At 46.3% G+C, this 25,556-nt stretch carries 21 protein-coding genes; 5 read left to right on the plus strand and 16 right to left on the minus strand.

Annotated elements, in window-relative coordinates; translation table 11 throughout:
- Positions 1-27: 27 nt before the first annotated feature.
- Positions 28-1,647, minus strand: a complete 1,620-nt coding sequence (locus tag QUA20_RS13375; RefSeq protein WP_333189299.1) for an NAD(P)/FAD-dependent oxidoreductase — start codon at positions 1,645-1,647, stop codon at positions 28-30.
- 3 nt (positions 1,648-1,650) lie between these two features.
- Between QUA20_RS13375 and QUA20_RS13380 the strand changes: the two genes are divergently transcribed.
- Both QUA20_RS13380 and QUA20_RS13385 read left to right on the plus strand, forming a co-directional pair.
- Positions 1,651-1,776, plus strand: coding sequence for a hypothetical protein (locus tag QUA20_RS13380; RefSeq protein ID WP_333189300.1), 126 nt, complete (start codon positions 1,651-1,653; stop codon positions 1,774-1,776).
- Between the two features lie 106 nt (positions 1,777-1,882).
- A complete protein-coding gene (locus QUA20_RS13385) occupies positions 1,883-2,488 on the plus strand; it encodes a chorismate lyase (RefSeq protein ID WP_333189301.1) in 606 nt (201 codons plus the stop codon).
- A gap of 102 nt (positions 2,489-2,590) precedes the next feature.
- On the opposite strand, the gene QUA20_RS13390 is transcribed toward QUA20_RS13385, so the two are convergent.
- The 13 genes from QUA20_RS13390 to QUA20_RS13450 all read right to left on the minus strand — a co-directional run bounded on the left by QUA20_RS13390 (position 2,591) and on the right by QUA20_RS13450 (position 21,663).
- The gene (locus QUA20_RS13390) at positions 2,591-3,889 is read right to left on the minus strand and encodes a cytochrome P450 (RefSeq protein WP_333189302.1); all 1,299 of its coding nucleotides are present in this window, start codon (positions 3,887-3,889) and stop codon (positions 2,591-2,593) included.
- A 201-nt stretch (positions 3,890-4,090) separates the two neighbouring features.
- The gene (locus QUA20_RS13395; protein WP_333189303.1) at positions 4,091-9,049 is read right to left on the minus strand and encodes a PAS domain S-box protein; all 4,959 of its coding nucleotides are present in this window, start codon (positions 9,047-9,049) and stop codon (positions 4,091-4,093) included.
- A 637-nt stretch (positions 9,050-9,686) separates the two neighbouring features.
- On the minus strand, positions 9,687-11,693 hold the full coding sequence (locus tag QUA20_RS13400) for an ABC transporter ATP-binding protein (RefSeq protein ID WP_333189304.1): 2,007 nt from the start codon (positions 11,691-11,693) through the stop codon (positions 9,687-9,689).
- A 184-nt stretch (positions 11,694-11,877) separates the two neighbouring features.
- A complete protein-coding gene (locus QUA20_RS13405) occupies positions 11,878-12,390 on the minus strand; it encodes a hypothetical protein (protein ID WP_333189305.1) in 513 nt (170 codons plus the stop codon).
- Positions 12,391-12,716: 326 nt separating this feature from the next.
- The gene (locus QUA20_RS13410) at positions 12,717-12,920 is read right to left on the minus strand and encodes a hypothetical protein (protein ID WP_333189306.1); all 204 of its coding nucleotides are present in this window, start codon (positions 12,918-12,920) and stop codon (positions 12,717-12,719) included.
- A 167-nt stretch (positions 12,921-13,087) separates the two neighbouring features.
- Entirely contained in the window at positions 13,088-13,525 is a 438-nt protein-coding gene (locus QUA20_RS13415; protein WP_333189307.1) for a DUF3574 domain-containing protein, read from the minus strand.
- Between the two features lie 574 nt (positions 13,526-14,099).
- Positions 14,100-14,450: a hypothetical protein gene (locus QUA20_RS13420; RefSeq protein ID WP_333189308.1), complete on the minus strand. Its 351-nt coding sequence runs from the start codon at positions 14,448-14,450 to the stop codon at positions 14,100-14,102.
- 333 nt (positions 14,451-14,783) lie between these two features.
- Positions 14,784-15,866, minus strand: coding sequence for an ABC transporter ATP-binding protein (locus QUA20_RS13425; RefSeq protein ID WP_333189309.1), 1,083 nt, complete (start codon positions 15,864-15,866; stop codon positions 14,784-14,786).
- A 111-nt stretch (positions 15,867-15,977) separates the two neighbouring features.
- Positions 15,978-16,841 (minus strand): carbohydrate ABC transporter permease, encoded by an 864-nt coding sequence (locus QUA20_RS13430; RefSeq protein ID WP_333189310.1) that lies wholly within the window; start codon positions 16,839-16,841, stop codon positions 15,978-15,980.
- 105 nt (positions 16,842-16,946) lie between these two features.
- Positions 16,947-17,840 (minus strand): sugar ABC transporter permease, encoded by an 894-nt coding sequence (locus QUA20_RS13435; protein ID WP_333189311.1) that lies wholly within the window; start codon positions 17,838-17,840, stop codon positions 16,947-16,949.
- Positions 17,841-18,050: 210 nt separating this feature from the next.
- Positions 18,051-19,364, minus strand: a complete 1,314-nt coding sequence (locus QUA20_RS13440; protein WP_333189312.1) for an ABC transporter substrate-binding protein — start codon at positions 19,362-19,364, stop codon at positions 18,051-18,053.
- 662 nt (positions 19,365-20,026) lie between these two features.
- Positions 20,027-21,361, minus strand: coding sequence for a DUF4912 domain-containing protein (locus QUA20_RS13445; RefSeq protein WP_333189313.1), 1,335 nt, complete (start codon positions 21,359-21,361; stop codon positions 20,027-20,029).
- Positions 21,362-21,459: 98 nt separating this feature from the next.
- Positions 21,460-21,663: a hypothetical protein gene (locus tag QUA20_RS13450; protein ID WP_172187033.1), complete on the minus strand. Its 204-nt coding sequence runs from the start codon at positions 21,661-21,663 to the stop codon at positions 21,460-21,462.
- A 265-nt stretch (positions 21,664-21,928) separates the two neighbouring features.
- Here QUA20_RS13450 and QUA20_RS13455 point away from each other — a divergent pair, with 265 nt between their 5' ends.
- Both QUA20_RS13455 and cysS read left to right on the plus strand, forming a co-directional pair.
- Positions 21,929-22,051 (plus strand): hypothetical protein, encoded by a 123-nt coding sequence (locus QUA20_RS13455; RefSeq protein WP_333189314.1) that lies wholly within the window; start codon positions 21,929-21,931, stop codon positions 22,049-22,051.
- Between the two features lie 103 nt (positions 22,052-22,154).
- Entirely contained in the window at positions 22,155-23,693 is a 1,539-nt protein-coding gene (gene cysS, locus QUA20_RS13460; protein WP_333189315.1) for a cysteine--tRNA ligase, read from the plus strand.
- Between the two features lie 50 nt (positions 23,694-23,743).
- On the opposite strand, the gene QUA20_RS13465 is transcribed toward cysS, so the two are convergent.
- Entirely contained in the window at positions 23,744-23,932 is a 189-nt protein-coding gene (locus QUA20_RS13465) for a DUF433 domain-containing protein (protein WP_172187031.1), read from the minus strand.
- 110 nt (positions 23,933-24,042) lie between these two features.
- On the opposite strand from QUA20_RS13465, the gene QUA20_RS13470 reads away from it, so the two are divergent.
- Entirely contained in the window at positions 24,043-24,270 is a 228-nt protein-coding gene (locus tag QUA20_RS13470; protein WP_333189316.1) for a hypothetical protein, read from the plus strand.
- A 324-nt stretch (positions 24,271-24,594) separates the two neighbouring features.
- On the opposite strand, the gene QUA20_RS13475 is transcribed toward QUA20_RS13470, so the two are convergent.
- Positions 24,595-25,551: an alpha/beta fold hydrolase gene (locus tag QUA20_RS13475; RefSeq protein ID WP_333189317.1), complete on the minus strand. Its 957-nt coding sequence runs from the start codon at positions 25,549-25,551 to the stop codon at positions 24,595-24,597.
- Positions 25,552-25,556: the final 5 nt, after the last annotated feature.

Raw genomic sequence — 25,556 nt, forward strand, 5'->3', positions numbered from 1 at the left:
ACCATCTAAAAATCCTCAAATCCCGCATCAAATTTTATGGTTTGAAGATTGCAAAATACTCAAAGCAACCGCCTCCGCCACCTTAATTCCATCAATCCCCGCCGACAGAATTCCACCCGCATATCCTGCACCTTCCCCAGCAGGATAAAGACCTTCTGTATTCAAACTTTGATAATCTTCCTTGCGTTTAATCCGAATTGGTGAAGAAGTGCGCGTTTCCACGCCAGTCAAAACCGCATCATCCATCGCAAATCCTTTAATCTGTTTGTCAAAAGCCGGAAGTGCTTCGCGGATAGCTGCGATCGCATAATCTGGCAAACTTTCGCTCAAATCAGTCATCACAACTCCCGGCGTATAAGACGGCTGCACGCTGCCTAGCGCCGTGGAAGACCGATGTGCCAAAAAATCCCCCACAAGCTGCCCAGGGGCGTTATAAGTGCCACCTCCTAACTCAAATGCCCGTTCTTCTAGACGACGCTGAAACTCAATTCCTGCTAAGGGATGACCGGGATAATCCTCCGGCGTAATACCCACCACAATCCCGCTGTTAGCATTGCGTTCATTGCGAGAATATTGACTCATCCCATTAGTGACAAGTCGCCCCGGTTCTGACGCAGCCGCCACTACCAAACCACCGGGACACATACAGAAACTATATACAGAACGATTGTTTTGGCAATGGTGAACCAGTTTGTAATCGGCGGCGCCCAAAAGCTTATGGCCCGCCCGATCGCCAAAACGACAGCGATCGATGATAGTTTGGGGATGTTCCACCCGAAAACCAATAGAAAATGGTTTTGCTTCGATGTAAACCCCGCGCGAAAACAACATTTCAAAAGTATCGCGGGCGCTGTGTCCCACCGCCAAAACTATATAATTACTAGCAATATATTCTCCACTGGCTAGGGTAACTCCCTGCACTTTTCCATTTTCGATGTGGATATCTTCTACACGAGTTTGAAACCGAATTTCTCCGCCTAATGATTCAATTTGAGCGCGAAGACTTTGGACAATTCCCACCAGTTTGAAGGTGCCAATATGCGGTTTATTAATATATAAAATTTCCGGTGAAGCTCCCGCATTCACAAGTTCCGTCAGCACCTTGCGTCCATAATGTTGAGGATCTTTAACTTGGCTGTAGAGTTTGCCATCGGAAAAAGTACCCGCACCACCTTCGCCAAACTGGGCGTTAGATTCTGGGTTAAATTCTGCTTTTTTCTTCCAAAATCCAAAGGTATCAACCGTGCGATCGCGCACGGCTTTTCCGCGTTCTAAAAGGATGGGGCGAAACCCCATTTGTGCCAGCATCAGACCTGCAAACATACCGCACGGCCCTGTACCAATCACAATGGGGCGAATCGTCAAATTGTTGGGGGCTTGCGCTACATAGCGATAACTCGTGTCTGGTGTCACCATTACATGAGGATCTTTTTTGAAGCGTTGGAGAAGTTGCTTTTCCTGTGTCGTCTCTACATCCACAATATAGACAAGGAGGATTTCTGCTTTTTTACGAGCATCGTAGCTGCGCTTGAAGATGGAATAGCCGAGCAATTCTTCGGGGGGAATTTGCAGCTTTTTGAGAATGGCGCTGGCGATCGCATCTTGAGGATGATCTAGGGGGAGTTTTATTTCGGTTATTCGTAACATATAGTGGAAGGAAGAAGGAAGAAGGAAGAAGGAAGAAGGAAGAAGGAAGGAAGAAGGAAGAAGGAAGAAGGAAGAAAGAAGGAAGAAGGAAGAATAAAAATCCCGAACAGAAGTATTATAACTATTTAACCGGACATCCTATGGGCGATCGTCCTCGGTCGCTCAATTTTTTATTTTTGAGTGGATAATTGAAGAAGCGTTATAATAAATAAAAAATTAAGTTTTGTAAAGACCCTTGACTGCAACATTCACACCCAAAAACAGCCGCACCTGGCACGCTCTCAACCCCCTGTGGCAAGGAGCCGAAGACGCAGTACAGAAGGGTTTGCCCCACGCCAAGCTCGCACCGGCATGGCAAATACTGCTCCTGGGCGACGGTTCCCCCACCCGTCACCTGCAACTGCTGACAGGGGAACCCACAGAAGTTGATGTCATCGATATGTCTTTAGTGGGTGAAGACGCAGACGGCGCGCCCCAGCAAATTGTCGCGGTTCCGGGGCCGCGCCTGCGCCGCCAAGTGTGGCTGCGGACTGCTTCGGGACAGCGCTTGGCCTATGCAACTTCTTGGTGGGAAGCGAGCCATGTAGATGAATATTTACAAAATAAATCTTTGCCAATTTGGGCCAGTTTAGCGCGGCTGCGCACAGAATTGTATCGGGACGTGCAAGGCATTTATTTGGGTAATTCGGCTGCTTTGGAATCAGCTTTTGAACAGTCGGGGCCTTTTTGGGGGCGACACTATTTGTTTTGGCATCACGGAAAGCCACTGACGCTGATTTATGAGGTTTTTTCTCCTTATTTAACTAAGTATCTGGGGCCGATGCAATTGGATGTTGATTGAGACTGAGATCTTGCACTATTATCAATAAGGGTTTCTGGGCACGCGAGCGTGCCCACCCCACAAGAACATTTACCTATTGTGGAACAGGCATCTTGCCTGTTCTTAAGAATAGTTCCGCCGAAATTTCACTTGCAAACCGTCGCGGGGATGAGGAGTCGGTACTCGGATTAAATTCAAATCTTGATCCGGTAAAAGCTCCCATTCAAACTCCCGAACAATCTTTGCCGCAAACAACTTCATCTCTAACCGGGCAAATTCTTTGCCCAAACATTCTCGCAAACCTCCACCAAATGGCACGTAACTGAACGGTTTAGCCGATCGATCCGAGCTAAATCGATCGGGGTCGAATCGATCGGGTTCAGGATAAAGTTGACTATCCTGATGGGTTTGATTAATCCCAGAAATCAGGCTCCAACCCTTGGGAATTTCATAGCCGCCGAACTCGCAAGCATTAATTACTGTCCGAAAAACAGCTCCCACCGGTGGAACTAAACGCAGCACTTCTCGCATAACCTGTTCTAAATAAGTCATTTGTTTGAGCTGTTCCAATTTTAGGGGTTCACTTGTGGGGAACTGCTGCTGTTCGGCCCGCACTTTTGCCATCACATCGGGATTTTGAGCTAGGAGAAGGCAAAAAGAGGCGATCGCCGAAGTTAAAGTTTCGTGTCCCGCAAACAGCAGCAACAGCACTTGATCTTTTAGTTCATCCAAACTCAAACTATTTCCCTCGTCATCGCGAGCCGAAATCAGCAAACTCAAAGCATCATTGCCACTAGGGGTTCCTTGCTGGCGATCGCGAATAATCTTTTCAAGTTCTGCCAACAGCAGCTTGCGGCACTTTTTCGCCTTGCCAAACTGAGTCCAAGGCACATCTAAAGGAATCGAAAATAAACCATTGCACCAAGTTTCAAAATAATGTCCTAGCGGCGTTTCCGAACCATTTTCAATCCCTACTAACAACTTACCCGCAACATCAAAAGTGTAATTTCTCAGTTCTGGATACCAAGTCATGGTTTCCATTTTGGCCCATTTTTCTAAATAGCGCTGAGTGATATTTTCCATCCCGCCGATGTACCCGGCCAAAGCTCGCGGCCCAAATGCTTGGTACAGCAACTTACGCCGATTTTGGTGGCTAGCACCCGTTTGCAACGCCAAGGAAAGCGGCCCTAAAAGCGCTCTCGTGCTAGCAGGCCAAGCCACAACAAAATATTGGTTGTCATTGCTTAAAACAAACAAATTAGCCTCTTGGCCACACATAAACACGGTAGGCTGTCCGAAAATGCTGCTTTTGAAAATGGGCCCGTACTGCTGGTGGCGTTTATTGGCAAATTGGGAATCTAGCAAAAAGTTGAGGGTATCGCCAATTAGGGGTAAACCTAAACTGCCGGGAGGTAATGCCATTTTAGATTTTAGATTTTAGATTTTAGATTTTTAATATCATATCAATTTTAGTTGTCTCGTGCATATTGTATACCAGACAATTTTTGGGGGAAATAACTTTTATTTGTTTGTAGCTTATAGGTGAGTCTGTCTTAAGGTTAATAGAAAAAATAGGGTTTTTCCGACTGACTTACCTTACTATTTTTGTGGCATCAAACCAATTTAATTTTCTGTTCTTTTAATCGGAATCTGTATTATAAATTCAGTGCCTTTCCCCACCACCGAGAAACACTTGATTTCACCTTTATGTTTTTCGACAATAATTGAATGAGAAATCGCCAAACCCATCCCCGTCCCCGAACCGATCGGTTTTGTAGTATAGAACGGGTCAAAGATCCGCTGCTTGACTTGCTCGGTCATGCCAGCACCGTTATCAGCAATTGTAATCACAGCGAGAGTACCTTCTACCGCTGTACGAATGCGGATAATTCCCGGATTTTCGAGCGGTTGTTGTAAAACGTCAATAGCGTTAGCGATAATATTCATAAACACCTGATTTAACAGTCCGGCGTAGCACTCCACGAGTGGCAATTGTCCGTATTCTTTAACGAGTTGAATTGCGGGGCGACGGTACTCCGTACCCGCTACGCTAACGGGCTGAACTTTCAGACGGTGTTCTAAAATCATCAATGTGCTGTCGATGCCTTCATGAATATTAACCTTTTTCATGTCAGATTCATCGAGGCGAGAAAAATTGCGCAAACTCCTCACGATATCGCGGATGCGAGTGGCTCCCACCTGCATAGAAGACAGCATTTTCGGCAAATCGTCTAGCACAAAATCTAGCTCTAACACCTCTATTGCCTGCTGAATATCCGGAGAAGGTTCCGGGTATTCATCTCGATACATTTGCACCAGTTTCATCAGGTTTGTGGTGTATTCTTCTGTGTAGGTAAGATTGCCGAAAATAAAGCTGATCGGGTTATTGATTTCGTGGGCAATTCCTGCTACCATCTGACCGAGACTCGACATTTTTTCTGCCTGCACGAGCTGAGTTTGAGCTTGCTGGAGTTCGCACAGAGTTACTTCGAGTTTTGCAGCTTGTTCTTGTGCTATCCGAGCTGAATCGACGCTTTTAGTGTAAAGTTCAGATTGACTGATGGCGATGCCCAATTGAGCGCCAATTGCCTCCATTAACTCCACTTCCTCTTTTGTCCACTTACGCACCTCGCTGCAAGAAACGCAGCCAATAACACCATTTAAACCCCCGGTACTTTTAATCGGCAAATCCAAGACAGACTTGTAACCAACCTCCAAAAAGAATTTTCGTTCTACGGGATCGCTGAGAGTTGCAACATCATCTATTTGATAAACTTCCAAATTAGCGATTTTTTGCGACAGCGTACCCGTTATGTCAGCAGGGAAATAACCCAAATCCGAGAACAAGTCATCATTTTTAGCTTCGTGGACGACATCCCAAGCAGGTGGCGAAGCGTCGGGCAAATACCAGATAAACACACAGCGATCGAGTTGCAGCAAGTCGCGAACCTGCTGCACAGTTGTTGCCAAAATAGTATCTAAATCCAGAGATTCGCGGATATTGCTAGCTAGCTGGTTCAGCAGCGCTTCCTGCTCCGCTAACTTGCGGAATCGCGCTTCCGAAGCTTGCAACTTTCGTTGAGCTTCTTTTTGTTGTGTAACGTCCAAACCCAAACCGATTAAGCCGATCGCGCTGCCGTTGGCCTCTTTTACCTTAGCTTTGATCACCTCTAAATGGTGATTTTCACCGTCAGCAAACTGGATAATTTCATCAGCATAAAAAGGAGTATCTTGACTCCAGATGTGCACGTCAGATGCCATGCACTTCGCAAATGCTTCCCCTCCCAAAATTTCTGAAGAATGAGAAGCTGCCAAAAATCTTTCTTCAGGAACGTTCACAGATTCGCAAAAAGTTTTGTTAACCAACAGCATCTTGCCTTTAGTGTCAGTCAGCCACACCCAAATGGGAGCGTTGTCAATAATTGCCCTCAAAGTTTGCTTTTGTCTGGCGAGAGCTTCTTCTGTTTGTTTGCGCTTAATTCCCAGGGCGATCGCATCGGCACTTGATGCCAAAGCAACCAGCGTTGATTCGTTCAACTCCTGGCGAGAAAACATCGCCATTACTCCCAGCAACTGATTGTCAACAATTAGCGGATATCCAGCAAAAGCCACCATTCCTTCTCGTTTTGTCCATTCTTTGTCCTGGACTCGGGGATCTTCTTGCACAGAATTAGTGATGTGAGGTTTTCGCTCCAAGGCGATTAAACCAATTTTGAACTCACCGACAGCAATGCGGCTGTGAGCGCCGTCAATGTGAGTATATATCCCCGCGCTTGCTTGCAGTTCCAGTACATTTCCCTCTTCATTCAGCGTCCAAATCCGAGCAAACGCAGCATCCAAATGGCGCACAACTGCATCGGCGCAATATTGCAAAGTTGCAAGCAAAGTCTGGTTTTGAGTTAGAGCAATTCCCACATCTGCAGTGAATAGAGAAAGTTTCAATTGTTCTGCTAAAGCTTGTTCTGCTATTTTGCGCTGTGTAATGTCTGTAGCAGCACCGAGACGCTGTTTAATTTTTCCCTCCTCTGTTCTGCTAAATACAATATTCCGGCTGACTAACCAGTGCAAACAATTCTGTCGATCGCGTACCCGATATTCGTACTCAATAACTTCGCCGTCGGGAGCATTTTCTAATTGCTGAAAATATCCGGGAAATTTAGCTAAGTCGTCAGGGTGGATGATGGTGGGCAGTAGATTGCTGCCCATGTTTTCAACTTCTGCCCTCGTATAGCCGAGGGTGTCACTGATTTCGCGGTTGCTGTAGACATTTCGCTGCTCGCTTTCATCGTAAACAAAGAGAAGATTCGGACTGGTATTGGCAATTCGCTCAACAAAACGCTGACTCTCTTGCAGCGCTGCTTCTGCTTGTTTGCGATCGGTAATGTTAGTCGAATTGCCAATCAGGCGGTAGATTCTGCCAGAGGCATCGCGCAGTGGCGTTAGAGCCACGACAAACCAATTTTTTGTCTCCACATCAGTGCTATGTTCGTAAGAAATAGAGCTGCCTGCTTCGAGACAATCAATGTATTTTTGCCGAAAATATGCTGCTATCGGCGGGGGAAAAGCCTCTTCGGGAGTTTTGCCTTTGACATCAGTGCTGCTGATACCTGTAGAGGCTTCTGTCGCTGCATTCCAGCCGGCGTAGCGAAATTCTCGGTCTTCGCTTACATCTACTACGAAAATAATCTGAGCGGCACCGTTGTAAATGCTGTTTAAAAATTCTTCTTGTTCGCGCAATTGTGTTTCGGCTTTTTTGCGTTCTGTAATGTCGGTGAAACTGCCGACAACGCGATAAATTTTGCCTGATGCGTCCTGCAGCGGAGTCAGAGTTAGGATCGACCAGATTTCTCCAGGCACAAAATTAGCGGGATATTCGCGGGAAATCGAGCTGCCTTTTTCCAAACAGTCGATCAAATTCTGCCGGAACATTGCTGCTCTAGCTTCTGGGAAAAGCTCTTCTGGAGTTTTGCCGTACCCGAATTCGCTGCTGATGCCGCCGAGTAAATCTGTTGCTGGGTTCCAGCCGGCGTAGCGAAATTCTCCGTCTTCGCCGACATCTATTACAAAAATGCTGTAATCTACGCCGTCGTAAATGCTGCGCAAAAATTCTTTTTGCTGCTGTATTTGTTCTTCTGTTATTTTGCGATCGGTAATATCGAAGTGCGCTCCCACCCACTGGCGAACGCTGCCGTCTGCGTTCAATACGGGCACACCGCGCACGCTCATGTACCTGTACTCGCCGTCGTGCCTGCGCAAGCGGTGTTCTACTTCGTATAAAGTGCAGTTGGCAATTGCATCAGACCAAATCTTTGCAGTATGTTGTCTGTCGTCTGGATGGATAGCATTCAGCCACCCCCATCCTTTAAGTTCGCCGTAAGTCTGTCCTGTAAATGCACTCCATCCTGTTTGTTCGGTGACAAATTCGCCTGCGGCTTTAGTATCCCAAACAATTTGGGATGTGGCTTCAATTAAGCAGCGGTAGCGTTCCTCGCTTTCTTGCAAGGCTTTTTCGGCGCGTATGCGATCGCTGATGTCGCGAGATATGCCAACTACGCCGATAATATTTTCCTGAGAGTCGCGCCAAGGGTATTTCGCGGTTAGAAACGTTTGCACAGCCCCATTTTTTGGTATATATTCTTCATAATTCAAATATTCTCCTGCCGTCACTCTGCTGTCTATTTCGATAATTTTACTGGCCATTTCAGCGGGAAATAATCCTGCATCGTCTGTGCCTAAAATTGCCTCAAGCGGTTTTTCAAAAAATTGAGCTAGCGCAGAATTAGCGATCGTGTAGCGGCCTTGAATATCCTTGACACAAATGATATCCGGCGTGCTTTCAATCACGGAATACAAGATAGAATTGCTGTACTGGAGTGACTCTTGGGCCCTTTGGCGATCGGTAATGTCGCGGCCGACACCATAGATCAATTCTTCCTCGCAGAAACGGGTAGCAGTCCAGGCTATCCACTTGTAAGAACCGTTGCGACAGCGCCAGCGGTTTTCAAACCCAACGGTATTATTCCCCGCAGCAATACTTTCAGCTTCTTTTAAAGTAGTTTCGCGATCGTCTGGATGCACGAATTCAATGAACAGTTTGCCAATCATTTCTGCTGGGGAATAGCCGAGGATTTTTTCTGCTGCTGGGTTGATGAGTGTTACATAACCGTCAAAACCAATGACGCACAGCATATCTGGCGAGAGGCTAAAAAAGCGATCGCACCCGTCGGGTTGGCTGGATGGGCGATCGTTTTGGGCTGCGACAGCAGAGGCGTTTGAGCGCGCCGATACCGCCAAAAAGACAATATTTGCTATTCCCAAAAATCCCAGTGCGAGTTGGCCACCGTACAAATTATCACGGCTGCCAGCTACGAGCAATTCGTTTAAGACAAGCAGTACAATTATCAAAACTGAGAATAAACTGCCAGGGGCGATCGTCGCTAGGCTGATTTTTTTTTCATACTGCTTGCTGCCTTCTCCCTTTTCTATTCTGGTGACTGCTGGCGTGAATTTTCTCAACAACAGTCGCAGTAAGTTCGATAATTTAGTGCTTTTTGATTCTTCGATATGAACAGAAGATTTCATTTTTTTACTCTTGATTCCGTTTTGGTTTTGGTGAGTCACAATTACAATAAAGATGTTTAAATTTTGTAAAACTTTCCTAGCTTGCGAAATCTATCATTTTTAAAGTTGCGTAAATCTACGCAACTCGGTCAGAGAATTAAGTGTATTTACGCAATTAGCGAGCAATCTCTTTTTAGCTAGGGTGCGCCTTTTCTACTTTTTTCCAATAGAGAAAGTTTATCTATAATACTACGCTACATATTGCTGTTAGTCATCGGACATTTTGCGTAATCTAGCTGATCCTGCACGCAGAGCCTAATTATGTATGCTGCGCATGAAGCTGCTTACCGCTTTAGAGTAGCGTATTATACCACTTTTTGCGTCTAGGAATGACCGGGTTTGATGTATGAAAATACTGCGTGAACTGCCCTGGGTGTGGGTTGAACAGCCCGGAATATTAGTCAAGTTCAAGCAGGTTGAATTTGACCATAAATTATGAAGTTAAAATAAAGATAAACTGCTGATTTGTGAAGATAAAATGAAAAAAATATTTGTAGAAGTTTTTCGTTGCACGAGATATTCGCGCTTAATGGTTAATTAGTAATTGGTAATTGGTAACGGGCAATTGGTAATTGATACCAGTTTAAAACACTAGAGCTCACAAGTGTTTCGATTCATCTGCAGGGGATGGGGGCCAAGCAGCTTGGCGACCTAGTTGCTGTTGCCGAATTCGCTCCAAATTTCCCGCAGGAATAGCAGCTATAAGTTGCCGCGTGTAAGCTTGCTGCGGCTGCCTGTAAATGCGCTCAGCAGTGCCAATTTCCTCGATTTTACCTTTGTTCATGACGATCGCGCGATCGCTCATAAACTTGACCACGCTCAAATCGTGAGAAATAAAAATATAAGTCAGTCCAAACTCTGTTTGCAACTCCTTCAGCAAATTTAAAACTTGCGCCTGCACCGACACATCTAATGCCGAAACCGACTCATCGCAAATAATAAACTTAGGATTCAAAGCCAAAGCTCTAGCAATACAAATTCGCTGCCGCTGTCCGCCCGAAAACTCGTGAGGGTAGCGCCGCATAAAATCGGGATTTAAACCCACTCTATCCAACAAATAAGCCGCGCGATCGCGCTGTTCTTTATGGTTCTTACCAAAGCGGTGAATCACCATCGGTTCCATCACCGCATCCCCAACATTCAGGCGCGGATCGAGAGAACTAAAAGGGTCTTGAAAAATAATTTGCAGATCGCGCCGCAGCCACCGCAATTTGCGATCGTACTCTTTTTGCCTCCGATAATTAGCCATCCACTGCGATGCCGAACTACTTATGGCAGGAGGCGTAATTTCTTGGCCTTCAAAAAACACTTTACCGCTGGCGATCGGAATTAATTGCAGCAAAGCTCTCGCCAAAGTTGATTTGCCGCAGCCAGACTCGCCCACCAAACCCAAAGTCTCGCCCGGGTAAACCTCAAAAGAAATATCGTTGACCGCCATAAACAAGCGTTTAGTTTCGCCAAACATTCCCTGCACCGGAAAACCGACTCGCAAGTTATTAACAGCCAGCAAAGGCTCGGAAATATTCGGCAGCCGAGGCGGTTTTCCATTTGGAAAAGCGGGATTTCCGCCGCTGCTGTCGCCGTCTAAATCGGTATTTTTCTCGACAATTACTAATTCGCCGCTAGCATTTGTGGTGACATCCATAAAATCGGAAACTGTCGGCAAGCGGCGCAGTTGCCGATCGAGAGTTGGGCGGCAAGCTAACAGACCTTTTGTGTAAGGATGTTGGGGATTGCTGAAAATTTGTTCGATCGCACCGCACTCAACAATCTTGCCTCGGTACATCACCGCCACCGTATCGCCAATTTCCGCAATGACGCCCAAATCGTGGGTAATAAAAATCATTGCCATGCCTCTAGAGTCCCGCAACTCGCGCAGCAAAGCTAAGATTGTTGCCTGCACGGTTACGTCCAAAGCCGTGGTCGGTTCGTCAGCAATTAATAAAGTTGGATTGCAAGAAATGGCCATTGCAATCATCACGCGCTGGATTTGACCGCCTGAGAGTTCGTGGGGGTAGCGATCGAGCATAGCTTGTTTTTGGCCGTTGACGAGCTCCATCAAATCGCGATCGTCCTCCCGAACCGCTTCTTGCCGCAAAGCCAAACACCGCTGCCTGAGCTCATCGTCGCCCGCTAGCAGCTTTACCTCTTGCAGCAGAGAAGCTGCTTTGCGCCGCGCTTCTGTCTGCGACACCTTTTGGTGCAAACAAATGGCTTCTGTGAGTTGAAATCCGATCGTATAAACGGGATTGAGCGAACTCATCGGCTCTTGAAAAATCGTCGCAATCTGGCTGCCCCGGTATGTTTGTTTTTCCCTGTCCGGCATTTCCAGCAGATTCACAGGCCCATTGCTAGCGCCGTCTTTTGTCGGAGAAAACCAAATTTCGCCCTCGATTTTCGTTGACGAACTCGACAGCAAACCCATCACAGCCAGGGATGTTACCGATTTTCCCGACCCCGACTCTCCCACGATTCCCAGAGTTTGCCCTCGCTTGACCTCAAACGAAATGCCGTCAACAGCTTTGACTGTTGCAGACGCATCGCCTGCGTCCGCAGATTGAAATTGAACCCGCAGGTTGCGAACTTCTAGGACGGTTTCACTCATGGAGGTCTATGGCAAAAGTTAAATGGAGATTAAGTGGATTGTAGCAGGGCCTGTTGAAGGCAGAAGGCAGTGGGAAAATTTTAAGTTGTGAGTTTTGAATTTTAAAGTTTAAATTCTTTAAATTAAAACTCACAACTCAAAACTCAGAACTACTGGAGTGCCTTCTGCCTGCGCATAATTTTCCTCAAAAACCGATGACTTGAGTATCAGCAGGCAGTGCAGTGGCCTCAGAGACCTTTTTAAACACGGTTGCCTGCTCGTTTAAGGCATTAGGTCTGGCCTGTCCGGGATTAGTGCCTTGCAACTGAAGCCGCATTTGACCTTCGGGAGTCAATTCAAAAACAGTCTCAACGGTTTCTGTGCTGCTGAGGCCGACATCAATGTGCATCGGTTTTTCACCGAGATTAACTTTGTACCTCATTTCTTTGGCGCGGGCGGCTCCGTCGGGGCCTTTAGCCATGAGAAACAATTTGCCTTCTGGGGCAAAGACGAAGGTGAAAGACTGACCGGAGGGGACTGTGCCTTGCCATTGGCCTAGGAGTTGCGTGTCGATGTTGCTGGCGGCCGGGGCTGCTGTTTCTTGGGCAATTGTTGGTGCTGCTGCGGATGCGGGGCTGTGTGAAGCGGTGAAGCTGGCGAGGATGCCGAAGCAAAGACCACCTGCGATCGCTTTGCCAATCATTTTTGAATTAGACATGAGACCGATCTAAAAATTGGTTATTTGTTTTGTACACTGTAGCGGTAAAACCGTACTTTGTTTAGTTTAAATCGGTTTTAGGGATAGAGATAGGTTGAGGTTCAAACCCGCAACGCAGTTCTCATCCCCTGACTAAAGCTTGTTCTGAGCTTATTGAAGAGTCACGGGGATTTCACTTTTTTTTGTTGTAAAATCCAATACAAATTCGGCTTTAATTGAACAGCTCGCTGCTCTGAGTAGATCGTTCTGAACTCAAAACAGCTAACTGACTACTGTGTTCGATCGCACAGATAATTTGGCAAATCGATCGCATTAACGGTCTTTCATTAATTGCTTTCAGGATTGCGATCGACTTGTTCTGTCGGAGATTCCGGCGCGGGTTGCTGTGGATTTCGCGATCGTTTCGTTCGCTCCAATGCCTCTGCGTAAGACCAAGCCACGCTCACAATAAAAGCTTTCGCCATACCGTCCAAATTTTCTGAATCCTCGCTTTCGGGCCGTTCAGCTTTTGGGTTGCCGTCGTTTGTCATGTTTTTGTTTTCTCCCGGGCAGGTTTTTCTAGCGAGTTTTTGCAGTGTGCGATCGATACCCAAAAATTATGATTATGATTTTGCTTGCACCCGCACCCTACTTATCTTTGAGGGTATGACCTTGCTCAGCCAAATAATATCATAAATACACTGATTCGATGACCGCATCAGAAGGAAACCTTAACTTCGCTCGTGGCCCGCAAAACGGACTCTTGCTGGAAAGTGCGTTTGTAAGTTTCGATAATTTCATTAATAGCCTGATTTTTTTCCGGGCTACTTTGATAAATCAAAATAACTATTTTAGAGTTTTCTCTAATCAGAATTCCCGAGCTGTTGAGAAACTGCCCCGAGCCCTCTAATACAGTTAGCCCTTCCCGAAAGCGAGGGGTAATAACTGCCTTGACAAACTCCTGCCATTCTGCTTCCGAAATTGTTTCACCTCCCGGTTTAGTTAACCCAAAATACAGTTCATCTTTGAGGAGATTTGTTTGCTTGGCATTAGTATCCGCAGTTTCGGGAAGTTGAGCGCGGGCAATTGTCGCGGGACAAACAGGCAGGATGAACAGCAGGCCGGTCAAGCAAAGACTGTTAAGATGTTTATTCATCAGGAATTACGCGGAACTTCTATATGTAGGGTGCAACCTAAGCGCCTTACCGCTTATTTCTCAGTCTCTTAGACAGGGACGAAAGTTTGTGTAGTTTGACCTCAAACTCGCATTCTAGAGGCGATCGAAGCCACATACGAGTTTGAGGTTAAAAACGGTTTTAACTGACATATTGCACCATTTTCACGAGCAGGCTTTCCGACCTGTTCCGCTCATAGTTCAATTTTATTCTGGGCCGTTGCTCCAAGTCCGCCCTTGAAATGCTTATGGAGAATCCAGCAATATCTCAGTTTCAACCGCCGAGTCTTATCAAGGGGTTTTTAACGCGGATTTGATTTAATTTAACATAAAAGGCTTCCAACTCAAAAACCCAGTTTCACATGAGAAACCGGGTTTATGAACGTCAGTCTTAGTTTATTTATGCTCGCCTACTTGATTGTCTCTGCCGTATTAAGTAGCTCAACCTATTTAAACGTCAAACTGTTCAGGTGTTGAGAAACCCGCAAGGGCGAACACTCTTGGCGCTGCCCCTACAGCAATCAGGTTTCTCAGTGTTATATTTTTTTAGGGCGACCTACTTATCCTTTAATTCGCGGACACTTCTCTTAGCAGTGTCTTGGTACATCTCTCCCATTTCTTTCACGGCTGCTCCTGCCTCTTGTCCAATCTTCTGAGCTCGTTCGCCCGGAGAGTCTGACGTTTCGCGAGCTTCTTGCCTCCATTCCCGGGTTGTTTGGGGTCTTTCAGGATTGTTTAGCTCCGCTTTTGAGCCTCCTGGAGTGCCGAAAGCCTTGCTACTGTTTCCCGAATCAACATTTGCCGTCAGCAGCATAAAACCGACTAGGACAACACTCAAAAAACTCTTCACTTGAAAGCCCTTAAGCAGGGAACTGATGCGAGCAATGGCTGTGGAAATCAAATTCATCTCGGTAATACTCCCTAAGTTGATTGGTGATAAATTTCAACATTTTTAAATCTCATTGGCTCACTCCAAACTCAGCAGCTAACGCCAGAGAAAGCCAACTTAGCTTCACCTTGCCATTAACCACCTAAATAGAGTTATAGGTTAGCGATAAATTCTGGTAAATACGCCACCTATGTGTGAGCCAATTAGCTTTTTCACACATGAATATCACGTTAACAGCAGCAAAATACTTTTACCTCTAACTAAAGTTATAATTTAATTAGAAGCAAAAAACCTATTTTTATACACATGGTTAGAGAATTTTTAATCAATCATGCTATTCCGGGCAAATTCTTATTGCAAGCGATCGCCCGTTTTTACATCAAACCAGTGCAGCAACTGAGGCGGAAAAACCAGCTCTACAATTTCGGAATTCCAGTGGCGGTCATTTGGCAGCAAAGCCCGCACCGTTACTGGCTCCAAACCTTTAACTCGGACGCTAACTAAATTTTGCATTCCCAAGTTTTCCACTAAATAAACCTCACCTTTAATTGCCTCTGGGGCCGACATCTTGCCGGCCTCTGCATCTGCAAAGCCGACGTGTTCCGGGCGAATTCCCAACACAATTTCTGGCGGCACAGTCGGCATATTTGGGAGTGGAACTCCAAAATCACCTAACATCGCAAAATTGCCCTGGCATTTAAGCACTAGCAAATTCATTTGCGGGCTGCCCACAAAACCCGCTACAAACTGATTAGCAGGACGGGTATAAATTAAGTGTGGCGGGTCTAGTTGCTGCACGCTGCCGCTGTTGAGAACTGCGACTTTTGTAGAAAGCGTCATTGCTTCGGTTTGGTCGTGAGTGACGTAAACTACAGGAGCTTTTTGGGAGGAAAACAATTGTTTGAGTTCTGCCCTAACTTTTTCCCGCAATAATGCGTCGAGATTGCTCAAAGGTTCGTCGAGCAAAAATACTTCCGGTTGGCGCACTAATGCGCGGCCGAGGGCGACTCGCTGCCGCTGTCCGCCTGATAGTTTTCCGGGTTTGCGATCGATTAATTCCGTCAATCCGAGGGATGTTGCAACTTCCGTCACTAACCGATTGATTTCGCTGGAGGAGATTTTGCGAAGTTTGAGGCTCGACGCCATATTGTCGTAGACTGTCATGTGCGGATAAAGCGCGTAACTTTGAAAAACCATTGCAATATCCCGATCGCCCGGTCTGAGATAAGTGACATTGCGATCGCCAATTCTAATCTCCCCCCTAGTCGGCTGTTCTAACCCTGCAATTAACCGCAGCGTGGTAGATTTGCCACACCCCGACGGCCCCAACAAAGTCAGAAATTCCCCTTCGCTGACATCCAAACTAATGTCTTTCACGGGAACAACTTTAGGGCTGTAGGTTTTATTGAGGTTTTTTAGTTGCAATTTGGCCATGATTTTTAAAGTGTTGACTGTTGACTGTTGACTGTTGACTGTGTTGTTTGACTCGTTCCCAGCCAGAGCCCAGGAACCAGTTCAATCTAAAATCTAAAATCTAAAATCGATTTATCCTTTTACAGCCCCGGCCGTTAAACCCTGAACAATGCGCCGTTGGAACACCAAAACCAGCAAAACTAAGGGCAAAGTTCCCAAAACGGTAGCTGCGGCGATCGGCCCGTAAGGAATCTCAAAGACTGACGTGCCGCTGAGTTGAGCCGTGGCGACGGGGATTGTTTTTAGAGATTCGCGAGTCATAAATGTTAGGGCAAATATAAACTCGTTCCAAGCTGAAATAAATGTTAAAATTCCAGTGGTTACTAACGCGGGAAATGTCATGGGTAGTACGATTTGCCACAGCATTTGAAAAGTGTTGTATCCGTCAACTTTAGCGGCATCTTCCAAATCTTTTGGCAACTGTTGAAAGAAACTCCGCATTACCAAAATTGTCAGCGGCAGATTGATCGCGGTGTAAGGAATAATTAATGCTAAATAATTATTGCCTAAATCCAAAGCTTTGACAATTTCCAGCAGTCCCAAAAATAGCAGCACCGCCGGAAATAGCGTTACAATTGTCACAGTTGCCAGGATGATTCTTTCGCCCCAAAGCCGCAACCTGGCTAAAGCGTATGCTGCGGGAGCGCCTACTGCTAAACACAGCAATGTTGAAGTAATCGAAACAAAAGCGCTATTTAAAATATAAAGAGCAAACGGGCGACGTTGGAAGAGGGACAGGTAATGCTCAAAAGTAATTCGTTTGGGAATGTAGACGTTGGGAATTGCCGAAATATCCGCATTTACTTTAAAAGAAGTTAGCACCTGCCAGATAATAGGTGCGAGGAAATATGCGACGACTAATATCGCGGATATTGGCAAGATTAATTGCCGGATGTCAAAGGTTTTTTTTGTGGGTTGTTCGCGGGCGATAGACATGATTTATACCAATGAAAGGAAAAATTCAAACCGTTCAGCAATCTAAAATCTAAAATCTACAATCTACAATCCTCAAATCTAAAATCTAAAATCTACAATCTAAAATCAATTGATGCGGGCTCTCGATAACAGGTAAGCGGCGATCGCAACTGCTGCGACTAACAGCAAAAAAGTACACACCACCAAAGCCGCCCCGTACCCAAAGTCTAAATACCTCATTACCGTGCTGTAAATGTAGATAGAAACCGTCTCGGTTGCCCCCGCCGGCCCCCCTCCCGTCATCACCTGAATCAAGTCAAAAATGCCGAAAGATTGGGCAAATCTAAACAGCAAAGCAATCACAATTTGCGGCATCAGCAGGGGCACGGTAACTTGACGGAAACTCTGCCAGCTACTCGCGCCGTCAATAGCGTGGGCTTCGTACAAATCATTGGGAATTGACTGCAATCCTGCTAGCAAAAGCAAGCTGACAAAGGGCGTAGTTTTCCACACATCTGCTGTAATTACTGCCATCATTGCCAAAGTCGGATCTCCCAGCCAGCTAATGCTATTTTGAATCAATCCCAACCGCATTAAAATGTCGTTAATTACGCCGTATTGGTCGTTAAAAATCCACGCCCAAGCTACTCCCATCAATGCAGTCGGTAGCGCCCAAGGTAGCAGGGAGATTGTGCGAACAATGCCGCGCCCTGCGAAGGATTGATTTAAAACTAAGGCAATGCCCATGCCGAGAATTAATTCCAGCACAACAGAGGCGACAGTAAATACTGTGGTGTTGCCTAAAGTTTGCCAGAAACGCCCGTCACCTAACATTCGACTGTAGTTAGCAAAACCGGAAAAAACCAGTTTTAATTCTGTACCGAGGTTTTGGGTGAATAAACTCAGCCAAAAAGCGCGCAATATTGGGTAAGCAAATACTAGCAGCAGAATTATCAAAGCTGGTGCTACTAATATCCATCCGGTTGTTTGTTCGCGCTGTCGCATCTTGTCTAATTGCATATTTCTCACCTTTAATTTATTTTTGGGCGGGCTAGGAACCCAACCCGCAAGAGAATTAGCTTTTGTGGAACAGGCAAGATGCCTGTTCGGGCGGGCAAGATGCCCACCCCACAATAAAAAAATTCACTCTGTGTGGAACAGGCATCTTGCCTGTTCGGGCGGGCTAGAAAATTCACTCTTTGTGGAACAGGCATCTTGCCTGTTTAGGACTTACGAAGCTTGGGGTTGTTTCAAACTGCCTAATAAATTGCGAGTTTCGCTAGCTGCTGCTTTCATTGCTTGTTCTGCACTCATTCTCCCGGTAAAAGCTGAACTCAAATAGCGCTGCAAAATATCAGAAGCTTGAGCGTATTGTGCCAGGGGCGGGCGCAAAGCTGGCCGTTCCACTACTTTTAGCAGTTGCGGGTAGTGGGGATATTTGGCGACTATTTCTTTGTTTGTAAATAGGGATTTGTAACTGGGAATTAAACCTGTTTCTAAAATAAATTTGCGCTGGGTTTCCTCGCTGGTAAGATACTGAATTGCTTTCCACGCTTGTTCTGGATGTTTTGAGGTTTTGGCAATTCCCCAGCCCCAGCCGCCCAAGCAGGAACCGCCTGTTTTACCGTTACTGCTGAGCATTGGCTCGATCGCAATTTTACCTCTAACATTCGATCCTTCGGCATTTGCCAGCTTCCAAACATACGGCCAGTTTCGCAAAAATAGCGCTTTGCCGTTTTGAAACAACAGCCGGGTTTCTTCTTCGCCGTAGGTGGTGACACCCGGAGGAGAAATGCCGGAGGCGATCGTATTTTTGAGAAATTCAACTGCTTTAATTGCCTCCGGTTTATCTAACCCAACTTCAAAAGTTTGAGGGTTAGCCCAGAAGCCGCCGAAACCGGAGAGAACCTCGACAAACATCGCAGAGACTCCCTCGTATTGTTTGCCTTGCCACAGATAACCCCAAGTTGCTTTTCCCTGTTTTTGCAAGTTTTGAGAGATTTTTACCATCTCTTCAAAAGTTTTCGGCGCTGGAATTTTCGCTTGTTCTAAAATGTCTTTGCGGTAATAAAGCATTCCGGCATCGGAAGCGTGGGGAATTCGGTAAAGTTTGCCCCGATACCGCCCGCCTTCGACGTTACCTTGGATGAATTTTGATAGTTGTTCGGGGGGAATTCTGTCTGTCAAATCGCTTACCCAACCTGCGGCTGCAAATTTGGGAACCCAGACAATATCCATGTTGATTATGTCGTAGGGCGATTCGCCTAAAAGAAAGGCAGATGTGTAAAGATTTTCTATGAGGTTGCTGTCAAAAGGCCCTTCTATGAGGTTGATGCGAATGTCGGGGTTTTTCTGTTCAAATTCTTTGACAAAGGGTTTCCAGTTAACAAGGTCTTGACCTTGCATTAACATGGTGAGCACGACTGGCTGTTGAGTCAGTGCCGGCAGAATAAATAAAAGCAAGACGGCGGTTAATGTGACAGCGAATAAGGCTAAAAGACGAGGCTTCTGCCTTCGTTGCGGCGGAGAATTTATTTTTTGCATTTGTTTTTGAGAAGTGGCTGTGCGATCGCCTTATTTCTCTCATAACTCGCTTTCTTTTGTTTCGCTGAATTTAGCGAGTTTGTGCAATAAAAATTTAAGTAAACTTTAGCTTACTTAATAATGCTTGAGTGAAAAGTGCAATTTTTGATTGAACACTCTCGATAGCGAGTTAAGTAAACATCTATCTACAGATAGATATTGAGATAATTGTCTAATATATAGCAATCCTAAATCATTTGTGAATTTCTTACTCCCTCCCCGCGACTTCGGGGAGTGTTGGGGTGGCGTAAAAAATTTACAACTCATTTAGTAGGATTGCTATAGCAGTTATCAATCGGATGAAATAAAGTAGGAACTTAGGCCTAAGTCCCTACAGATGTTCCCATACAATCTATATTTATCCCTATTTTTAAGAATGGGTATAACTTTTGCCGATCGCCCGATCCGCGATCTATTCTGCTATAAAAACCCGGTTTCTGAGTAAGTCCTAAATACAAAAAACACCGCTCCTCAAAACAGGAGTACGGTGTATAGGGGGTGTTATGGGTTGTTGTCTGGGATTAACCCTAACAAATCACGATCGGCTCAGGCTATGCCTTGTGATGGTTAACAAATTGGCACAAACCTGCATTATCGCCCGGATTGCGATCGACCGCGAGCGATCAGCCCAACCATTCCACAACAGCATCTTCCTTGGTATTGGTGTGCCGTTCAGGGGTTTCGCGGTTGAATTTCATGTGGATAGCGCGGTTTTGTTCGCCGTCGGCTGCTACTGCAAAAATCGGATAGTCGATTAAGCCGTCTTGGAAAGACATCTGGAAGCGGAAAGTGCCGTCAGCATTGAGTTTAATCGGCTGTCCGCCTACGTAGACGGTGGCGTCGGGTTCGGTGGCGCCGTAGACGATCAGTTCGGCATCAGCAACTAACCAGAACTGGCGGGGGCGCATCGGGGCGGCGAAGCCAACTCCCGACATACCGACACCCGACATACCGATACCCGACATGGTGAGGCCGGACATACCGACACCCGACATGGTGAGGCCGGACATACCGACACCCGACATACCGACACCGGACATGGTGGGAACAGCCCACATTCCAACGCCGGAGGGGAAGACGTAGGAACTGAGAGATTGTTCGTGGATGCCGACTTGTTGGACGGAACCGGCGACGTGCTGCATGGAACCGAAGATAGAACCCGATACGCGCAGGGATTCGGCAGATTCTGCCATGCCGAAGATTTGTTCGTAGAGGGCGTTGCCGGTGCTGAAACCAGCGCCATTGCCTGCTTGTGCCATTTTCTTGGCGGGAGGAACCAGTTCGGCGAAGGTTTTGCCTTGCAACTCTTCTTCCCAGTCGAGGGTGATGAATTGGTCTTCAATCCAGTCGCTGGGATAGACGGGAGGAACGCGGACTTGGGCCGATCGAGCTAATACCAGCCAGCGGCCGTCTGCACAGCGGTAGCCGATGTCGATCGCGTAGTCCCGATCGCTCACGGGGATTGGCACGTACCATTCCCGCGCCAGTTCGTCGCAGGGATATTCTTGAATGCTGTGCGGGCTTTGAGTGTCGAGGTTAACATCTGTAACGTCGTAGATCCGCAGGGCGAGTTGCTGTCCTCCTTGGCGGCGCAATTCTTCTTTGCGATCGTTGGGAATGTCCCAGTAAGTGTAGGCCCATTCTGGGTCGCGGGGCATTAAAACAACCCGGCTTTCGCCGTAGCCGTTGGGCAAATCTGCTAAACCTTCATCTACAGACGACAAAGAACCGCCTGTTCTATCTTCTTGACCGAGTTCAAACTTTGCTGCTTCCACTGCTTCTTGTGCCTCTAGTTTGCGAGATGGGCTGTAGGAAAATTTGGTGCGCTGAATTTCTTGAATTGATGCCAGGAGTTGCGATTTCCGCATCCGGCTGTAGCGAGAGACTCCACATTCGCTAGCAACTCTGCGGAGTTGTCGCAAAGTCATCTCTTCTAATGGTGGGCGTTCTTTTGCCATGAGTTTGTTCTCCACTTATTTGGGATGGCGGGTTAGATTTTTTCTTTCAACACAAATGTGTTGACTTTTTGAGTTAGAAACTCTTTTAAATGCAAATATTATCGAGCTTCCAAATCTCTCCAACCTTTGAAGCCTTGCTTGTTTTTAGCTTGTCTTGTCCCCAATGCGATCGGGGGTTGTGACTTCTTGGCTTCTGCGCGCACCGTCCGATCTAAATAAAACTTTTCTGTCGATTCTTGATTGACAAGATCGATTTTGTGAGTGCGATCGGTGCTGCTAGCAACGCTGTGCTGGCAGCACACGCGCTATTCGACTCCCAGAGCTGCTTAGCTTAATCGAAGCATTTCTTTGGGATCGCTTTGTCATGACTTAATGTTGCAGACAAGTTGCGATCGGGTCAAGGGGTCTTTGCCATCAATCATGAGTAGTTATACGCATTTTCGTGATTTTGGGGATCAATATGTCAGGAAACCTTGACAAAAAAACGCTTGTGGGGATCGTCACCAACTATTGTCAAGATTCCCTGACATGAATTAGATGTGAGATTGAGTCGGCCGGGGCGGTACTATGGATAGAGGAGATTTAGTACCAAATTTCCTAGGCTGGCAGTTGGGCGCTCTTTTTCTGCAAGCTTCGCTAACGGGCGATCGCAACTACCAACCAACAGTCCTAGACGCAAAAATAGTTTGACGCGCTACCTATACAGATCGGGTGCGCATTGCGCACCCTACACATAGAGGTTCTGCGTAAATCTTGTAAAATCTAAAATCTAAAATCTAAAATCTAAAATCGAATGACTCTAACGCTTTACAACAGCTTGACCCGTCGCGAATCACCTTTTGAACCCATCGAACCAGGAAAGGTGCGGATGTACTGCTGCGGCGTTACGGTATACGATTACTGCCACGTCGGCCACGCCCGCGCTTACATTGTTTGGGACATGGTGCGGCGTTATCTTGTGTGGCGGGGATACGATGTGCGCTACGTGCAGAATTTTACAGATATTGACGACAAAATTCTCAACCGCGCCCGCGAAACTAATTCCACAATGGAAGCCGTGGCGGAACGCTTCATTGATGAATATTTTGCAGATATGGACAAGCTAAATATTCTCAGGGCCGATGAATATCCCCGCGCCACCCATACAATGGACGGCATTAAACGGCTGATTCACGAATTAGAAAATAAAGGTTATGCCTATGCTTCCGGCGGCGACGTTTACTACAACGTGAGGCAGTTTGCCGATTACGGAAAACTTTCCGGCCGCAAGTTGGAAGAAATGCAAGCCGGGGCTAGCGGTAGATTGGAAACCGCAGAAATAGAAGCTCAAAAAAAGCAAGATTCCTCGGATTTTGCTCTGTGGAAAAGCGCTAAACCCGGAGAACCTGCTTGGGATTCATCTTGGGGAAAAGGTCGCCCCGGATGGCACATCGAATGTTCGGCGATGGTGCGCGATTGCTTGGGCGAAACAATTGACATTCACTGCGGCGGTTCCGATTTAATTTTTCCGCACCACGAAAACGAAATTGCTCAATCTGAAGCCGCGACTGGCAAGTCACTTGCTAATTATTGGATGCACAATGCTTTTGTGACTGTCAAAGGCAAAAAGATGTCGAAATCTTTGCACAATTTTATTACAATTCGCGATTTGTTGGCTGGGAATTGGTCGGGTGATTTGGAATCTAACCCCCCCCAGCCCCCCCTTGGTAAGGGACGGAGTAATAAGGAAGGAAGCGAGAAGTCAAAAGCGGTGGAACCGATGGCGGTGAGGCTGTTTGTGTTAACAGCGCAGTACCGCAGTCAAATTGATTTTACCGAAGAGGCGATCGCTAGTGCTCGAAATGGCTGGAAGACTATCAATGAAGGTTTGCTGTTTGGCCTCCGATACGGTTCTCAACTGAGTTGGGACGTTGAGAAAACTGGACAGGATAGCAAAGCTGTGCAGGACTTTCAATCAGCGATGGACAATGATTTCAATACTCCGAGTGCTTTGACTGTTTTGTTTGAATTGGCTAAGGACTTGGGCAAGGAAGGCAATGTTTTAGTGCATCAAGGCAAAACAGAAACTTCGCCGGATTTGTTGCAGCAAAAATGGCTGACATTGGTGAGTTTGGCGGAGGTTTTGGGTTTAGAAGTTCAGCCGGAAAGTGATAGCAATGATGCTGTTGATGGTTTGAGTGATGCGGAGATTGAGGTGATGATTCAACAGCGGAAAGATGCTCGGAAAGCTAGGGATTTTGCTGAGGGCGATCGCATTCGCAACGAACTTAAGGATCGGGGCATTACTCTGATCGATCAAAAAGATGGTACAACCATCTGGCATCGGGGTTGAAACTAAATTCATAATCTGCGGAGGCAGACTTTGTTTGACAAGAAGCGGTTTCAACCGCCGAATTCTAAACACGCTCTAATGTCTTCCTCCGTCAACTCTGGGAAATCGTCTAGAATCTCTGTATGAGACATTCCCGCAGCCAGCCAACCCAACACATCATACACGGTAATTCGCATTCGGCTGATGCAAGGCTTTCCACCGCGTTTACCTGGTTCGATCGTAATGATTTTGTCGCTCATGACAAAACCGAGTTTAGTACATTTTTTTTGTTTAGCCTAGTCTTGGAATAAGCGATACAATTTACTAAACTTCGCAAGTTGTTCAACCTTAGAGGTAATAGCCTAGCTCTATGAATACCCTCGACCAAGTGCTAGAAACTGCTTTACAACTGTCCTACGAACAGCAGGAAATGCTGATAAAAATCCTGCAAAACCGTCACCGCGAGAGTATCCGCGCCGAAATAGCTGCGGATGCTCAACAAACCTTAGCTGATTTCCGTACAGGCAAATTTCGACAGCAGTCAGCCGAGGATGTTATTTCAAAATTACGCCAGTCTTGGGACGAGCCCGAAGCATGAGACCACTGGTTCTGACTCCCAAATTCAAACGAGCATTCCGCAAGTTTGTGAAACGAAATCCTCACCTCCAGCAACGTATTGAAGACTCTCTTCAACAAATGGAAGCAGATGTATTTTTCCCAACCTAGGTACTCATAAACTAGGTGGCAAACTTGAAGGTCTTCAGTCCTGCTATTGCGGCTATAATTGTCGGATTGTGTTCTCGATTGAAGAGGATACGGAAAAAAATAGTGAAGTCATTGTTTTACTAGACCTCGGGACACATGATGAGGTCTATTAACTGTGTAAATAAGTTATTATTAGACCGCAACTTCAGAAAGAGATTTAATTTTTATTTAACTTGTTCACAAACTCCGCAACAGCCCCGACAAATTCTGCGGTTGATTCGTAGGGCAAAACATTCCGCCCCGGCATTAATAAACCTTCCCCTTTGGGAAAATGGGCTAAATATTGCGCTAATCTTTCATCCGGTTTTTCTTCTTTACCCGCTTGACTGATGCTTGAGGCTTTTTCTCCCATCACAATGAGTGCAGGTCGATCGAACTTTTGAATCGTACCGCTGTAATCCTGGCGCCAAAACCCCGCTAAAAACGAGAAAACCGCGTGCCGGCTGTCAGGATTTGCCGCCCCAGCTTGCAAAGCATTCAACCATTCGCTGTCAACTTTTGTCGCATCGCCAAAGAGTTGTTTGATGGAAAAAGAACGCAAAAATTCAGCGCGTCTGGCGTAGCGGTAAAAAGCGTTTCCCAAGGGAGAATCTAACAAATTCCAGACAATTCTTTGCTGTCTGTCTGTCGAATGTTTGTTCATCACAGCCCAAGCGGGAGGCCCCGCGAGAACTAACCCGCGAATTAAATTTGAGCCGCTTTCCTGCTGCTTTTTTGCTAAAGCCAAGGCTACAGCTAGTAAAGCACCTTGCACGAGGACGATCGCAGGTTTTTTTACTACTGTTTCCAAGAAAAACTGCAACTGTGCAGCCCAATCGTCAGGATAGCAAGCCACAGCCGGCATTTCGCAATCGCCGCAGCCCAAAAGGTCGGGATTGTAAATCGGATTGCTGTTCCCTGCTTTGTACCAACTATCACAAAATCTATGCCAAAAGATTCTTGACAAACCAACTCCTATCGGATGAATTAATAACAAAGGGATGCTATCTTCTGTCGCAGTAGTTGGTTTATAAACATCATAAGCACAGCGATAATTTTGCCATTCGTAAAACAGCGTTGGTGATTTAATAGACGAAATAGTGGAGAAATCTTGGGTTGAATATTGCGGTTGCATATTTT

This window comes from Microcoleus sp. Pol7_A1 (genome assembly GCF_036701085.1).
In the GTDB taxonomy this organism is placed as follows: Bacteria; Cyanobacteriota; Cyanobacteriia; order Cyanobacteriales; family Microcoleaceae; genus Microcoleus; species Microcoleus asticus.

Bases quoted from the DNA above. Each gene is read 5' to 3' on its own strand.
- QUA20_RS13375 (WP_333189299.1), bottom strand. From the start codon at position 1,647: ATGTTACGAATAACCGAAATAAAACTCCCCCTAGATCATCCTCAAGAT.
- QUA20_RS13390 (WP_333189302.1), bottom strand. From the start codon at position 3,889: ATGGCATTACCTCCCGGCAGTTTAGGTTTACCCCTAATTGGCGATACC.
- QUA20_RS13395 (WP_333189303.1), bottom strand. From the start codon at position 9,049: ATGAAATCTTCTGTTCATATCGAAGAATCAAAAAGCACTAAATTATCG.
- QUA20_RS13400 (WP_333189304.1), bottom strand. From the start codon at position 11,693: ATGAGTGAAACCGTCCTAGAAGTTCGCAACCTGCGGGTTCAATTTCAA.
- QUA20_RS13405 (WP_333189305.1), bottom strand. From the start codon at position 12,390: ATGTCTAATTCAAAAATGATTGGCAAAGCGATCGCAGGTGGTCTTTGC.
- QUA20_RS13410 (WP_333189306.1), bottom strand. From the start codon at position 12,920: ATGACAAACGACGGCAACCCAAAAGCTGAACGGCCCGAAAGCGAGGAT.
- QUA20_RS13415 (WP_333189307.1), bottom strand. From the start codon at position 13,525: ATGAATAAACATCTTAACAGTCTTTGCTTGACCGGCCTGCTGTTCATC.
- QUA20_RS13420 (WP_333189308.1), bottom strand. From the start codon at position 14,450: ATGAATTTGATTTCCACAGCCATTGCTCGCATCAGTTCCCTGCTTAAG.
- QUA20_RS13425 (WP_333189309.1), bottom strand. From the start codon at position 15,866: ATGGCCAAATTGCAACTAAAAAACCTCAATAAAACCTACAGCCCTAAA.
- QUA20_RS13430 (WP_333189310.1), bottom strand. From the start codon at position 16,841: ATGTCTATCGCCCGCGAACAACCCACAAAAAAAACCTTTGACATCCGG.
- QUA20_RS13435 (WP_333189311.1), bottom strand. From the start codon at position 17,840: ATGCAATTAGACAAGATGCGACAGCGCGAACAAACAACCGGATGGATA.
- QUA20_RS13440 (WP_333189312.1), bottom strand. From the start codon at position 19,364: ATGCAAAAAATAAATTCTCCGCCGCAACGAAGGCAGAAGCCTCGTCTT.
- QUA20_RS13445 (WP_333189313.1), bottom strand. From the start codon at position 21,361: ATGGCAAAAGAACGCCCACCATTAGAAGAGATGACTTTGCGACAACTC.
- QUA20_RS13455 (WP_333189314.1), top strand. From the start codon at position 21,929: ATGGATAGAGGAGATTTAGTACCAAATTTCCTAGGCTGGCAGTTGGGC.
- cysS (WP_333189315.1), top strand. From the start codon at position 22,155: ATGACTCTAACGCTTTACAACAGCTTGACCCGTCGCGAATCACCTTTT.
- QUA20_RS13465 (WP_172187031.1), bottom strand. From the start codon at position 23,932: ATGAGCGACAAAATCATTACGATCGAACCAGGTAAACGCGGTGGAAAG.
- QUA20_RS13470 (WP_333189316.1), top strand. From the start codon at position 24,043: ATGAATACCCTCGACCAAGTGCTAGAAACTGCTTTACAACTGTCCTAC.
- QUA20_RS13475 (WP_333189317.1), bottom strand. From the start codon at position 25,551: ATGCAACCGCAATATTCAACCCAAGATTTCTCCACTATTTCGTCTATT.